The organism is Agriterribacter humi, from assembly GCF_009192765.1.
In the GTDB taxonomy this organism is placed as follows: Bacteria; Bacteroidota; Bacteroidia; order Chitinophagales; family Chitinophagaceae; genus Agriterribacter; species Agriterribacter humi.
The window spans coordinates 161,442-174,300 of the sequence record NZ_VOHQ01000004.1; the positions used below are offsets into that span (position 1 = coordinate 161,442).

A 12,859-nucleotide genomic window follows, 5' to 3' on the forward strand; every position below is an offset into this window, starting at 1 on the left:
TATCCTTTGTAAAACGATATATGCAGTTTCTTTTTGAAAATGGTTATGCCCAAGTGATAAGCAGGATAACTCTGTTTTAACAGCTTTTAGTATACTTATATACCAAAAATCATCCTGAACCGTTTTTATTAATAAAAAATAAAACGGGAAACCAACGCCAACGCTTAACTATAATGCTATGAAAAAAATGATCATTTATGCAGCATGCAGCCTTTTGTTTGTGTCGTATATATGTGGCTGTTCACCAAAATACGGATGCCCGGCCAATGGCAAAAGTGTTGGTGCTGAAAGAATTTTGAGCGGCGAAAAAGCACCCAAAGCGAAGTCCTTTAAAAATTAGTTTCACCACTTAAAAAATAAAGTTATGAACCTAACCCTACGTAACGATTATGGCTGTACTGAAGCTGTAATTGATGAAAACTGCGGCTTCGACAAATTTTATGGAGTTGCCGGTTTACTTGCAGAAAAGCTACAGGTACATTTTACCAACAAAATTGATGACCTTGATACATCCTATTGGGACTTCAATTTCAATGGACACAAGCTTACTCTGCACTATAATATATATGACGGCGTATCCATTTTGCCCGTGCGGCTTAAAAATGCTGTAGCAAAAGACAATGAAGCGATAAAAGAGCTGGCCAGGGTTTTGGAAGATCATTTGAAATAATGACAGGCACAAAGGTAACAGAGGGATACCTGTAAATTATAAAGTGCCATGTTAATCACGAGATGGCAGACATGAAAGGTGAAATGCTCACATCTCACCTTCATTTTGCAATAAACATCATAAACCACAAAACCCGCAAAGAAGCCTCTGCGGAATTGCGTAAGTTTTGTACATCAGGAACCCAGAAAAAACTTTACCCCAACTGTCCATAACGTGGAACTGCCCAACCCTATACCTGCATTAAAACCACTTGATTTGGTTTTTGTTTCTGAAGTTTGATTACCGGAAGTCGTCTTGCTGTTGCCATAGCCCACCTGGAATAAATCATTTAAGCCGGTCTCTATATGCATTTTAGGCGTTATAGCATAAGATACGCCCGGATAAAGGTTAAGCCGAATATCAAACCCATTATTGTCGCTCTTCATAACCGGACCAGGATTGCCTGTATTGCTGGTTTTACCTTTTGTAACATTTGCTCCTAACCTGCTTTGCAGAAAAAGATAAAATCCCGAATTGCCTAGATTTTTATATCCTCTTATGAACGCGCCGATACCATAAGAATTATTATCTGTTTTATAAACAGCATTGGCAGGGGATTCTTGCTTATTGAAAGAATTTCCATAGGTAACGTCGCCTCCAACAATAAAGTTTTGCTTTATAGCTTTGGCAAATAACGGCGCTACATTGAAGCTGCGATTGGTGTTGATTGAACCTCCGCCTGGACCGGGATCGTACTTTTGAGTATTAAAACCGATATTACCACCCCATACCGTAGTCCCTTTTTGTATTTGACCATTCACGGCAGATATCATTATGAAAGCAATCAGGAAGAGGAATGTAAATCTTCTCATGAATTTTAATTTTAAAAACGAAAGAATGAGCAAATATTGATACTGCAGATCAAATAAAATTTTAGCAGCAGTTGCTTTAACGAAAATTTACACTAACAAAATACAAATGTTTTAAAATGAAGCAGCGTTTATAAAAGGGCGTTGCCTATTACATTTCTTTTTTGCTGCCGTGCTACGGCTTTTACCAAAATGCCAGTTCCCGGAGTTTCAATCAAAACCATAGCACAATTTCTATCATCGTCTTTAGAGCTGTTTTTGCTACTGATTAAGTTTTACTTCAAAAATCCTGGGCCACATCTTCCCTGTTACAAATAGGGTTTTTGAACCAGGATTATATGCAATGCCGTTCATTTCCAACGTTCGCGGATATTCATCCTTAGCCATTTTAACCAGCGGCCACAGATCCATTTTTCCTGCAATTACGCCGGTTTCCGGATTGATTTTTACAATATAGTTGGTACGATATACATTGGCAAACAGCCAGCCATCTATATATTCCAGCTCGTTTAATTGATCAACCGGATTTCCATTTTCGGTAACGGGTAAATTTTTTAAGGGCTTATATGTTTTGGGGTCCATATAAGTAATATTGCTGGTACCATCACTCATAATCAGGTATTGCCCATCAGTGGTTAATCCCCAACCCTCTTCATTAAAAAAACTAAATCCCCCGATTTTTTTCATGGAGTGAAGATCATAAACAAACCCCTTCCTGTTTTTGTAAGTAAGTTGAAAAAGCCTGTCGTGTAGTATGGTTATGCCTTCTCCAAAAAAAATACTTCTATCCAGTTCATGCCTGTTCTCTACTTTTCCGTTAGCAGTATTTATTATGCCCCAATAACTTTTTGTTTGTGGCAATTCACCGGGCGACCCGGTGCTTTCATATAGCTTTCCATTATACCAGCATAAGCCTTCGGTAAAAGCAAGAGTGTCGTGAGGCATACTATTTACAACACTATAGGGGATAAGTTGTGTTTTGTTTTCGGGAATACCATCGCTAGTATCAGCTTTTTTATCTTCATCTACACAGGATATTATATACATTATACATAACGCAACAAAGACCGTATATCTTTTTTGAACAGGCATGATGATCATTTTACAATAGCTATTTGTATTCTTTGCCGTTGATGGAATCAAAAATTTTACAATAGCTTATATATCTGTCTATATGAATGGTTTCATTTTCAACAGCAGCTTTAACTGCACAGCCAGGCTCATTAATGTGCAAGCAATTATTAAACTGGCAATCGGATATTATATTTCGCATTTCAGGAAAATAATGCGAAAGTTCCTGTTTTGAAATATCCACCAGCCCAAATTCGCGTATCCCCGGCGTATCAATTATCCTTCCACCAAAGGGCAGATCATACATTTCCGCAAAAGTAGTGGTATGCAGGCCCTTACCGCTCCAGCCACTTACTTCCTGCGTTTTAAGGGCAAAGGAGGGGATAAGGGTATTAATGAATGAAGATTTTCCCACGCCGGAATGCCCGCTGACCAAAGAAGTTTTATGCTGTAAAATTTGTTGTATATCTTTTATGCCTTCGTTTTTTTCCACACTCATCAAAATCACAGTATACCCTATTGCTTCATACATTTCCTTTCTTTCTTCAAACTGAACCGTTTCTTTTTCCCTGTGCAGATCGGATTTATTAAATACAAGTACTGCAGGTATATGATATGCTTCGGCAGCAACCAGAAACCTGTCCATAAACCCCTGCGATGTACGCGGTTCCCTGAGTGTGCAAACCAGTAAAGTTTGATCAAGATTGGCCGCAATAATGTGATGCTGGTATTTATGGGAGGGAGATTGCCGGTTAATATAATTGCGGCGCTCGTATATACGGGTAATGATGGCACTCTGGTCTTCTCCTTCTTCTATTTCAATATCTATTTCATCACCTACCGTTATCGGGTTGGTAGAGGTAATGCCATCCAGCTTAAACTTACCTTTTATCCTGGCATTATACAATGACCCGTCGCGGGTTTTAACCACATACCAGCTTCCTGTAGATTTATATACCAATGCTTTCATGAAATGAAATTGCTTTAAAAGATCATGCTGCGTTCACCATCCGCATATTCTTTCATCCATAAAGCGATGGTATCCACCCAGGCAGTACTGGTATTCATACAGGGAATAAAAGTAAAGGATTCGCCTCCTGCATGCAAAAAGGTTTCTTTTCCTTCCACTGCTATTTCTTCAAGGGTTTCTAAGCAATCACTTACAAAGGCAGGGCAAAGTACCAGTAATTTCTTTTTACCTTCTTTTGGAAGTTCTGCCAAACGTATATCGGTAAAAGGTTCCAGCCATCCCTTTCCTAACCTTGATTGAAATGAAATGCTGTATTTGTTTTCGGGAATGTTTAATTTTTCGGTTATAAGCCGGGTTGTTGTAAAACATTGATGCCTGTAGCAAAAAGCATGGGCAGGAGAAGCTGTTTGGCAACAGTCGGGCGTTTGTAAACAATGATTGCCTGTGATATCGGATTTGCGTATATGCCTGCCCGGTACGCCGTGGTAGCTGAATAATATATGATCATAATCCTGCTGCAGATAGGGTCCAATACTTTCCGCTAATGCCTGTATATAATTTGATTCATTGTAAAAGGGCCGGATGAAAGAAAGCGAAAAAGGATATTTCCCTTTTTTGTGCACTGCTTTGGCGTGTTCTACAGCCGTTTCATAAGACGACATGGCATAGTGCGGGTACAAGGGTATAGCGATCACTTCTTCCAGCCCGGGCAATCGCTTTAATAAATTATCATATGCAGCGGCAACAGATGGATTTCCATACCGCATGGCTATTTCTACGGGCTCTTGCAGCTTTGCCTGTACCGCCTTCTGCAATTGTTGCGTTATTACAATAAGAGGAGAACCTTCTTTGGTCCATACAGAACGGTAGGCTGCTGCAGACTTTGCCGCCCGAAACGGCACAATAATGCCCCCAACCAACAGCAAACGCGCCAGGTAGCTATAATCAATTACTCTCCCATCCATCAAAAATTCCATGAGGTAACGGTGTACGTCTTTTACTTCTGTTGAGTCGGGTGAACCCAGGTTCATCAATATTATTCCGCGCCTGGCTGATGTATTTGTCATGTTTGATATGCTTACTTGGTTAAAATGGTAAAAGGTCACTCAGGGTGACCTTTACTGATATGATGGATCAAAAACGGGACGCCGCGTCAATGGTACGGTCCAGGTCTTGATAGGTAATGGCATTACTTATAAACCATGTTTCAAAAGCAGAGGGAGGCAAATATACGCCGGAATTCAACATATGATGAAAAAACTTATTAAACATTTCAATATTGGATTCCGCAGCCGAGTTAAAATCTACAATTTCCTGATCACTGAAATGCACGCTAATCATACTTCCCATGCGATTGATACGGAAAGGATGCGCTTTTGCTTTCAACACTTCTGTTAAACCTTTTTGGAGGTAAGCGCCTTTGGCTTCCAACTCCTCATATACTACAGGGTTGATATTTAATTCATTAAGCAGGGTATAACCCGCTATCATCGCCAGTGGGTTACCACTCAGCGTACCGGCCTGGTACACGCTCCCAAGTGGTGCTATATGCTGCATGATCTCCTTTCGGCCTGCAAAAGCACCAACCGGCATTCCCGCGCCAATTATTTTTCCAAAGGTGATAATATCGGCATTGACTTTTAATTTTTCCTGTGCACCTCCTCTTGCCAGACGAAATCCTGTCATCACTTCATCAAAGATCAGCAGTACGTTTTCCCTGTCGCAAATTTTACGAAGCGCTTCCAGATATCCTTCCTCCGGCAAAATGCAACCCATATTACCTGCTACAGGCTCAATAATAATAGCGGCAATTTCATTTTTGTTTTCTGCCACTAATTTTTCTACGGCACTTATATTATTGTATGCACAGGTAAGCGTATCATTGGCAACGCCTGCCGTTACGCCCGGTACCTTTTGAATATTAAACGTGGCTACCCCACTACCGGCCTTTACCAAAAAGCAGTCTGCGTGGCCATGATAACAGCCTTCAAACTTTATAAATTTATTCTTTTGTGTATATCCACGCGCCAGTCTTACAGCACTCATGCAGGCTTCGGTACCGCTGTTCACCATGCGGATCAGATCAACGTTCGGCGCCATCTTTTTTATCAGTTCCGCTATTTCAATTTCCAGTTCAGTTGGGGCGCCAAAAGAAGTAGATGCCACGGCTTTATCCTGGATAGCTTTTATAACAGGCTCGTGTGCATGACCTAAGATCATCGGTCCCCAGGAATTGATAAAATCAATATATTCATTGCCGTCAACATCGTACAAATAAGCGCCTTTGGCCTTTTCGATAAATACCGGAGTGCCACCAACACTTCTGAATGCCCGTACCGGAGAGTTTACACCGCCGGGGATGGAATGTTGGGCACGTTCAAATAAGGCTTTACTGGATTGATGGATCATGGTGAATAAGTGAATGGTGAATAGTTAATAGTGAATTGCAATGTCTATATTAATGCTTTGAACAAGATAATATTAAACCTGTCAATAATTTAAAGGTGCCGACTATCTTTTCTTCTAAATCTTTCATATCAACGTTATTCAAATAGTTTAAATCACTGGCTATATCTAATGCCGCATCCACTTCTACATTGAACCTCTTGAAATTTCATAATATCTTTTTCTCTCCACTTCAGATTTTCTAGAGGCCCCTTCTGCAATATTGAGGTGTACTGACAATGCAGCTCTTCTTATTTGAGAAATCATTCCGAATTTTTCCTCTACCGGTAATGCTTTTGTAAGCTTGTAACATGCTAATGTAAATGCTCTTGAATAAGTATATACTTCTAACTTTTGGTGATTGAGTTTGAGAAACATAGGCAGTATTTTTTAGATGAAGAAATATCTGCAAAATAATTGTTTTACACTTACGCCTCATCCCGGATGTATTCATTCACCATTGCCTCATTCACTATTCACTTCCCTCATGTCAGCATCCCCGCCGCGTCTTTGGCAAAATACGTTGCAATAAGATCGGCCCCGGCTCTTTTAATAGCAGTAAGACTTTCAATGATTGCTTTTGGCTCATCGAGCCAGCCCATTTTTGCAGCGGCTTTTATCATGGCATATTCACCACTTACATGATACGCGCTTACAGGAACAGTTACCGCATTTTTTACTTCGCGGATAATATCCAAGTAAGCCATGGCAGGTTTTACCATTACAATATCAGCGCCTTCTTCTATATCCGTTATGGTTTCCTTTATGGCTTCAATACGGTTGGCATAATTCATCTGGTAAGTTTTTTTGTCGCCAAAGCCCGGCGCACTGTCTAAAGCATCGCGGAATGGGCCGTAAAAGCAGGAGGCATATTTGGCGCTATAGGCCATAATGCCCGTATGCGTGAAGTTATTTTCTTCCAGGGCTTTCCGGATAGCCCCAATGCGGCCGTCCATCATATCGCTCGGCGCTACAAAATCTGCACCTGCAGCAGCATGGCTTACACTCATTTTCACCAAAGCATCCACGGTTTCATCATTTACGATCTTGCCTTCTTTTACAATACCATCGTGCCCATATTCAGAATAGGGATCCAATGCCACATCCGTCATTATAATCATTTCGGGCACCGCATCTTTAATGGCTTTGATACTTCTCTGCATTAATCCGTTTTCATTCCATGCTTCTTTGCCGGTATTGTCTTTCCACTCATCATTGCATTTTATAAAAAGCAAAGTGCTTTTAATACCCATGCTCCACAAAGTTTTCACTTCCTTAATCGTGTTGTCAAGTGAATGACGGTAATATCCGGGCATGGATGGAATTTCGTAAGAGATGTGTTCACCTTCATCAATAAATAAGGGTGCAATAAAATCGGCGGGTGTTAATACTGTTTCGGCTACCATATTCCTTATGGAAGCGTTATTGCGAAGTATACGGTTTCTGCGTTGTAAATACATTTTTAATTTGAAATTTATGATCTAAGATTGAAGCCGTTCGGATTTCGGATTTTCTTCTTCGGATTCTCCTGTCATGCTGAAGAACGAAACATCTGTATTTTCATTTGGTTCTTGTTATTTGTCTTTTGGTTCTTCTTTTCGGATTTCGCATTTACGGCTTCGGGCTTGCATGCTTCGTTACCTTCTTCTTTCAACCCTCACACCCACTTCCGTGGATGCAAACAAACCTGTAATAGTTTGTCTTCTTCACTTCCAGGTTCCGGCTGATAATCATATTCGAACCGTACAGTGGGAGGCAGGCTCATTAAAATGCTTTCTGTTCGCCCGTTTGTTTTTAGCCCGAACAATGTTCCGCGGTCGTGTATGAGGTTAAACTCAACATACCGGCCCCTACGGATCTCCTGCCAGTGCTTATGCGTTTCGTTCCATTCTGTATGTTTTCTTTTTGCTACAAGCGGCATATATGCATTGATAAAACAATTGCCATTGGCTTGCTGAAATGCAAACAAACGATTGGCGTCTTCTTCATTTTCCGGCCGCTGGTAATCATAAAAAACGCCTCCTATCCCACGCATTTCATTACCCCGATGGGTATTGGAAAAATAGGCATCGCATTGCTGCTTAAATTTAGGGTATAGATCTTCACCAAAAGGGAGAATAGCATCATGCAATGTTTGGTGAAAATGCCTTGCGTCTTCTTCAAACAAATAATAGGGGGTAAGGTCTGCGCCTCCTCCAAACCACCTGTCCACCACTTTCCCTGATGCGTTGTATAATTCAAAATAGCGCCAGTTGGCATGCACAGTGGGTACAAAAGGATTCAGGGGATGCATAACAATACTGAGCCCGCATGCAAACCAGTTATCGCCATTGATATTCAACTGGTTTCGCATCGCATCACTCACTTTCCCATAAACAACGGATGAGTTTACCCCTCCTTTTTCAAATACATTCCCATTCGCTATCACCCGCGTTTTTCCTCCCCCGCCTTCTGCACGATCCCACTTATCTTCTATAAACCCGGCTTTCCCGTCTTCCCGCTCCAATGCATTGCATATGCGATCCTGGAGCTCATGTATATAATTGACCCAACTGTCGGTGGTGAGTGCCCGCCCGGCTGAACCGTTCGGACGGGGTGAGTGGTGAGTAGTCAATGATTCGTCAATGCCAGACGACAGATTATGGGTTTTCATTTCTTTCAGTTTGTTTAATACAGCCTACTTCAATACGCCCATTCAGGTACTAATCGAAATGCGCATTATTGCTCCCGCTGTTGCGCCATTCCTTAACCGTATCTACAAACGCCCGGGCATGATCAACAGGTACATTGGGCAAAATGCCATGTCCAAGATTTACAATGTGCCGTTCACTGCCAAAAGCAAAGAGCATTTCTTTTACTTCCTTTTTAATAACAGGTACAGGCGATAATAGTTTTGCGGGATCAAAATTACCCTGCAAAGTTACTTTATTGCCGGCTAAGCTCCGGGCCATCTGCGGGGTAATGCACCAGTCTATACCCAACCCCTGTGCGCCGGTTGCAGCCATAGATTCCAATGCATGCCAGGCGCCCTTGGCAAAAATGATAACAGGCACTTTATCTTTTAGTGCGTTTACGATTTGCCTGATGTATTTCAATGAAATGGCTTCAAAATCTGCAGGCCCCAATAATCCGCCCCAACTGTCAAAAATTTGTATCACATCCGCACCCGCTTCAACCTGTCCCTCAAGATAGGCTATGGTGGTGTTGGTAATCATTTGCAGCAGTTGATGCGCCAGCTGGGGCTGGGTATAACAGAATGCTTTGGCCTCATCAAAGGTTTTACTGCCTTTGCCCTGAACCATATAACAAAGAATTGTCCACGGCGCCCCTGCAAAACCTATAAGGGGCACACGGTCATTCAATTCTTTTTTAATCAATTGTATTGCATCAAAAACATATTGAAGCTTTTCATGAACATCGGGTATGAATAACCGCTGTAAATCTGCCTCCGTTCTAATGGGATCCGGTAAAAATGGGCCTTTGCTTTCTATCAACTGCACTTCAAGTCCCATGGCCTGGGGCACCACCAAAATATCCGAAAAAAGTATAGCGGCATCCACGCCAATAATATCTACAGGCTGTAAAGTAATTTCGCAGGCAAGTTCAGGAGTTTGACAACGCTCAAAAAAGCCGTATTGCTCCCGCAATTTCATATACTGAGGTAAATAACGGCCGGCCTGGCGCATCATCCATACAGGCGGTCGTTCTGCAGGTTTACCGCTAAGTGCTTTTAATAACAAATCGTTCTTCATATCATTTAAAATAATCTGCAACCATCTCCAGCATGTTGGATTCCCCCGGCCATTGACTGGTGATCACTTTATTACTGCAATAAGATTCTATTGCAGCGGTAGTGCTTTCACCAATGGAAAACAATACAGTATGTACAGGTATGGTATTTATTGAAAAAAAACTATCTACAGCACTGGGGCTAAAAAACAATATGCCTTCATATTCCTTAGTGGTGGCTACGGGCGTTCCCACAGTTTGGTAAACAAGCAGTTCCTCTACCCTTATTCCTGCATCGCCAAGCCTTTCCGGTAAATGATTCATTCTCCTGTTGCCGCAAAAAAATACCACTTCTTTTATATCTCCGTAAGCAATTATTTTTTCAGACAGGAGGGTGGCATTTTTAGCAGTAGCAACAATGGAAGACGCGTCAAAAAAATGCAGCAGGGCATCTTTGGTAGCTCCGCCGATACTAAAAATTTTCCATGAAGGAACAACAGTTAGCCGCGTTGTAACCGCATTAACTGCGTTAACACTCGTAAAAATAACGGCTGCCGGCTGCAGTGCCAGGGATTGAATGAATGCATCCGTTTCCTTCGAAACATCCGGAATGATTTTTATAAAAGTATCCGCCTCCACATCCATATCCTGCAAGACTGTTTTGTGCAACAATTCACCGTTCAGGGTCCGTGTTGATAATATTTTAATTTTATTTTCCACCATTCCGGATAGATTCAATTATTTTATCACCGCCATTGGCTAAAATTTCCAAGGCCGCCTCCCTGCCTAAACCATCAACTTTATTTAACGCTACCTTTCTTTCTGTTTCAACTTTTTCTTTTCCATCAACCGAAACAATGCTCCCTTTAAATTGCAGGAACCCATTTTCAATTTGTGCCAGTGCGCTTATTGGTGTAGAACAGCCCCCCAATAATGCGCGCAAAAAGTCTCTTTCTGTTCGGGTGCATATATCTGTATACTCATCATTTAATACATCAAAAGCCTCTCTTAACCATTGATCTTCTTCCCGGCAAACGGCCACAACAGCTCCCTGGGCCGGTGCAGGCAACATCCAGTCTAATTCAATACCCGTTGACGGACGCAGATTAATACGATCCAAACCAGCCGCGGCAAAAATAGCTCCCTGCCACTTGCTTTCCTCCAGTTTTCTAAGCCTGCTGTTGATGTTTCCGCGAAGATTGTCAATGCTGTGATGGGGATAGCGGTGCAACCATTGAGCTTTGCGGCGTGTGCTGCTGGTAGCGATGGTAAAGTTTGAAATTCCACCGGGGGTATTATCATATTTCTCCAGCCATTTTCCTCCCGAAAAACCCAGTTCTTCTTCCAGGAAGGCTGTTTCAGCTTTATATATTAAAATGTCTTTGTACGAATCCCGTTTGAGCACTGCCGCTTTCACAATTCCTTTTGCCGGTTGTGTTGGAACATCTTTGTAAGAGTGTACAGCAACATCAATTTCTTTTTGAAGCAGCGCGCTGTCCAGGGCTTTGGTAAAAATACCCTGCACCCCTATTTCGTAAAGCGGAACGGTGAGGTTAATATCGCCTTCGCTCTTTATATACAATAACGATGAATCAATGGCTTGCTCAGCCAAAAGGGATTGTACCTTTTTTGCCTGCCAAACCGCTAACTCACTCTCACGGGTGCCAATTTTTACTGTATGCTTCATGAAATGAATATTCTTAAACTGAAATCTTTTAGAAAAAGAGGGGTCGCTACTCTTATGCTATGAAGGATTCATTTGCAGGTACTCATTAATTGTACTGATGTACTGACAGCCTTTGGCGGTACGTGTACGCAGATCTACGGCAAGCGTTTTTACTGCTTTCTGAATTCGTGCATCCGTAACTTCCTTTTCCCTCTTACCGGCGGCTACACAAGAATGTGTTTCGCTTATTTCATATAATTTGGATTTTACTTCACCAAGAAAATGGCGATGTAAAAATATTTTATGCCACTCTACAAATTCACCCAGGGTTTCCTGAATAATGGTCAATGCTTTAGGTACTTCGGCCTTTCGCATAGCGAATGTATTATCCAAAATAGCCGATATCTCATCCACATCCATTAAGGTAGTTCCAGGCAAAAATTTTACAGCGGGGTCAATGCTTTTAGGAACAGAAAGGTCTAAAAGCAACCTGGGCTTCTGAACTGAAAAAAATGAAGGAATGATATTAAATGATTCAGCAGCAGTGCTTGCAATCAACACGTCACTTTCATTGGCTACAGCGCTCAGCGTTTCATAAGGCACACATTCCAATCCATATTCCTGCGCAAAAGCTTCCGCTTTTTGATGCGTACGATTTGTGATCCTTACTCTTGCCCCGGGAAAATATGCATTGATATTTTTAGCCACATTACAGCCAAACTTACCTGCGCCAACGAGCAGAATATTTTTGTATTTAATATCCGGTACTTTTTCACGTATCACTTCAATAGCTGCGTAGGCCACTGAAACCGTGCCGGTGCTGAGACGGGTTTCCGATTTTACTCTTTTTGATGCCTGAAGCGCAAAATTCACAAGGCGATCCAGCAAAGTACCCAGCAAACCTTTTTCTTTAGCGTATTTTGTTGCTTTTTTTAACTGCATCAAAATTTCATAATCGCCTATAATTTGGGAATCCAGGCCCGCAGCAACTTTAAACAGGTGCATCACAGCAGCCATGCCCTGGTAAACATAACCGTGCTGTTTAAACCCGGAAACAGGATTACCGGTGGCCTCACATAACATATTGGTCAGCAATTCAGCAGGGGCAATGCCATACACTTCAGTTCTGTTGCAGGTAGAAAGAACAAAAATATCTTTAATGTTTTTTTGTGCTGCACTTTCGGCGATCCTGTCGTATGCTGCATTAGAAACCGAAAAATTGCTTCGGGTGGAGGTATCGGCATTGTGATAATTAACGCCAATAACAATAAAATTGTCTAATCCGCTACAAACATCGTATGTACAAGAGTTGAACATAAACAGGTGCAAATGTAATAGACAACAACCATCTTAGCGTCAGTGTATTGTCATAAAATAGTCATCTCTGTATAAACTGTTCAAAATCATTTATTCAACTGATTAAAATCAGGTATGAGTTGTGTGGGGAAATACAATAACCA

Annotated in this window: 14 protein-coding genes; 2 read left to right on the forward strand and 12 right to left on the reverse strand. The window is 41.6% G+C overall.

The annotated features are described in order from the left end of the window. Positions 1 to 178: 178 nt before the first annotated feature. Both FRX45_RS23260 and FRX45_RS09320 read left to right on the forward strand, forming a co-directional pair. A complete protein-coding gene (locus FRX45_RS23260; protein ID WP_193311645.1) occupies positions 179 to 340 on the forward strand; it encodes a hypothetical protein in 162 nt (53 codons plus the stop codon). Between the two features lie 24 nt (positions 341 to 364). After that, on the forward strand, positions 365 to 670 hold the full coding sequence (locus tag FRX45_RS09320) for a DUF3630 family protein (RefSeq protein WP_152268148.1): 306 nt from the start codon (positions 365 to 367) through the stop codon (positions 668 to 670). A 173-nt stretch (positions 671 to 843) separates the two neighbouring features. Here FRX45_RS09320 and FRX45_RS09325 read toward each other — a convergent pair whose 3' ends face one another. The 12 genes from FRX45_RS09325 to hemA form a co-directional block, all read right to left on the reverse strand. After that, positions 844 to 1,521, reverse strand: coding sequence for a hypothetical protein (locus FRX45_RS09325; protein WP_152268149.1), 678 nt, complete (start codon positions 1,519 to 1,521; stop codon positions 844 to 846). A gap of 258 nt (positions 1,522 to 1,779) precedes the next feature. Beyond that, positions 1,780 to 2,610 carry a glutaminyl-peptide cyclotransferase gene (locus FRX45_RS09330; protein ID WP_193311646.1) on the reverse strand — a complete coding sequence of 277 codons (831 nt, stop codon included), beginning with the start codon at positions 2,608 to 2,610 and terminating at the stop codon, positions 1,780 to 1,782. 19 nt (positions 2,611 to 2,629) lie between these two features. Beyond that, positions 2,630 to 3,559, reverse strand: coding sequence for a ribosome small subunit-dependent GTPase A (gene rsgA, locus FRX45_RS09335; RefSeq protein WP_152268151.1), 930 nt, complete (start codon positions 3,557 to 3,559; stop codon positions 2,630 to 2,632). Positions 3,560 to 3,573: 14 nt separating this feature from the next. Then, a complete protein-coding gene (gene hemH / locus FRX45_RS09340; protein WP_152268152.1) occupies positions 3,574 to 4,626 on the reverse strand; it encodes a ferrochelatase in 1,053 nt (350 codons plus the stop codon). Between the two features lie 67 nt (positions 4,627 to 4,693). Next, positions 4,694 to 5,968, reverse strand: a complete 1,275-nt coding sequence (hemL, locus tag FRX45_RS09345; protein ID WP_152268153.1) for a glutamate-1-semialdehyde 2,1-aminomutase — start codon at positions 5,966 to 5,968, stop codon at positions 4,694 to 4,696. 183 nt (positions 5,969 to 6,151) lie between these two features. Beyond that, positions 6,152 to 6,382 carry a four helix bundle protein gene (locus FRX45_RS23505; RefSeq protein WP_226805149.1) on the reverse strand — a complete coding sequence of 77 codons (231 nt, stop codon included), beginning with the start codon at positions 6,380 to 6,382 and terminating at the stop codon, positions 6,152 to 6,154. Positions 6,383 to 6,489: 107 nt separating this feature from the next. Then, entirely contained in the window at positions 6,490 to 7,464 is a 975-nt protein-coding gene (hemB, locus tag FRX45_RS09355) for a porphobilinogen synthase (RefSeq protein ID WP_152268154.1), read from the reverse strand. A 197-nt stretch (positions 7,465 to 7,661) separates the two neighbouring features. Then, complete coding sequence (hemF, locus tag FRX45_RS09360; protein ID WP_152268155.1) at positions 7,662 to 8,657, reverse strand: oxygen-dependent coproporphyrinogen oxidase; 996 nt, start codon at positions 8,655 to 8,657, stop codon at positions 7,662 to 7,664. 49 nt (positions 8,658 to 8,706) lie between these two features. Next, positions 8,707 to 9,756 carry a uroporphyrinogen decarboxylase gene (hemE, locus tag FRX45_RS09365; RefSeq protein ID WP_152268156.1) on the reverse strand — a complete coding sequence of 350 codons (1,050 nt, stop codon included), beginning with the start codon at positions 9,754 to 9,756 and terminating at the stop codon, positions 8,707 to 8,709. A gap of 1 nt (position 9,757) precedes the next feature. Further along, the gene (locus FRX45_RS09370; protein WP_152268157.1) at positions 9,758 to 10,456 is read right to left on the reverse strand and encodes a uroporphyrinogen-III synthase; all 699 of its coding nucleotides are present in this window, start codon (positions 10,454 to 10,456) and stop codon (positions 9,758 to 9,760) included. Next, positions 10,443 to 11,420: a hydroxymethylbilane synthase gene (locus tag FRX45_RS09375; RefSeq protein WP_152268158.1), complete on the reverse strand. Its 978-nt coding sequence runs from the start codon at positions 11,418 to 11,420 to the stop codon at positions 10,443 to 10,445. The genes FRX45_RS09370 and FRX45_RS09375 overlap by 14 nt, the downstream gene beginning before the upstream one ends. Before the next feature lie 57 nt (positions 11,421 to 11,477). Then, positions 11,478 to 12,716 (reverse strand): glutamyl-tRNA reductase, encoded by a 1,239-nt coding sequence (gene hemA, locus FRX45_RS09380; protein WP_152268159.1) that lies wholly within the window; start codon positions 12,714 to 12,716, stop codon positions 11,478 to 11,480. Positions 12,717 to 12,859 lie beyond the last annotated feature (143 nt).

What these genes read in the sequence shown, in the direction of transcription:
- FRX45_RS23260 (WP_193311645.1), top strand. Translation starts at nt 179, where the DNA reads ATGAAAAAAATGATCATTTATGCAGCATGCAGCCTTTTGTTTGTGTCG.
- rsgA (WP_152268151.1), bottom strand. Translation starts at nt 3,559, where the DNA reads ATGAAAGCATTGGTATATAAATCTACAGGAAGCTGGTATGTGGTTAAA.
- hemH (WP_152268152.1), bottom strand. Translation starts at nt 4,626, where the DNA reads ATGACAAATACATCAGCCAGGCGCGGAATAATATTGATGAACCTGGGT.
- FRX45_RS09320 (WP_152268148.1), top strand. Translation starts at nt 365, where the DNA reads ATGAACCTAACCCTACGTAACGATTATGGCTGTACTGAAGCTGTAATT.
- hemB (WP_152268154.1), bottom strand. Translation starts at nt 7,464, where the DNA reads ATGTATTTACAACGCAGAAACCGTATACTTCGCAATAACGCTTCCATA.
- FRX45_RS09375 (WP_152268158.1), bottom strand. Translation starts at nt 11,420, where the DNA reads ATGAAGCATACAGTAAAAATTGGCACCCGTGAGAGTGAGTTAGCGGTT.
- FRX45_RS23505 (WP_226805149.1), bottom strand. Translation starts at nt 6,382, where the DNA reads ATGTTTCTCAAACTCAATCACCAAAAGTTAGAAGTATATACTTATTCA.
- FRX45_RS09330 (WP_193311646.1), bottom strand. Translation starts at nt 2,610, where the DNA reads ATGCCTGTTCAAAAAAGATATACGGTCTTTGTTGCGTTATGTATAATG.
- FRX45_RS09325 (WP_152268149.1), bottom strand. Translation starts at nt 1,521, where the DNA reads ATGAGAAGATTTACATTCCTCTTCCTGATTGCTTTCATAATGATATCT.
- hemE (WP_152268156.1), bottom strand. Translation starts at nt 9,756, where the DNA reads ATGAAGAACGATTTGTTATTAAAAGCACTTAGCGGTAAACCTGCAGAA.
- hemF (WP_152268155.1), bottom strand. Translation starts at nt 8,657, where the DNA reads ATGAAAACCCATAATCTGTCGTCTGGCATTGACGAATCATTGACTACT.
- hemL (WP_152268153.1), bottom strand. Translation starts at nt 5,968, where the DNA reads ATGATCCATCAATCCAGTAAAGCCTTATTTGAACGTGCCCAACATTCC.
- FRX45_RS09370 (WP_152268157.1), bottom strand. Translation starts at nt 10,456, where the DNA reads ATGGTGGAAAATAAAATTAAAATATTATCAACACGGACCCTGAACGGT.
- hemA (WP_152268159.1), bottom strand. Translation starts at nt 12,716, where the DNA reads ATGTTCAACTCTTGTACATACGATGTTTGTAGCGGATTAGACAATTTT.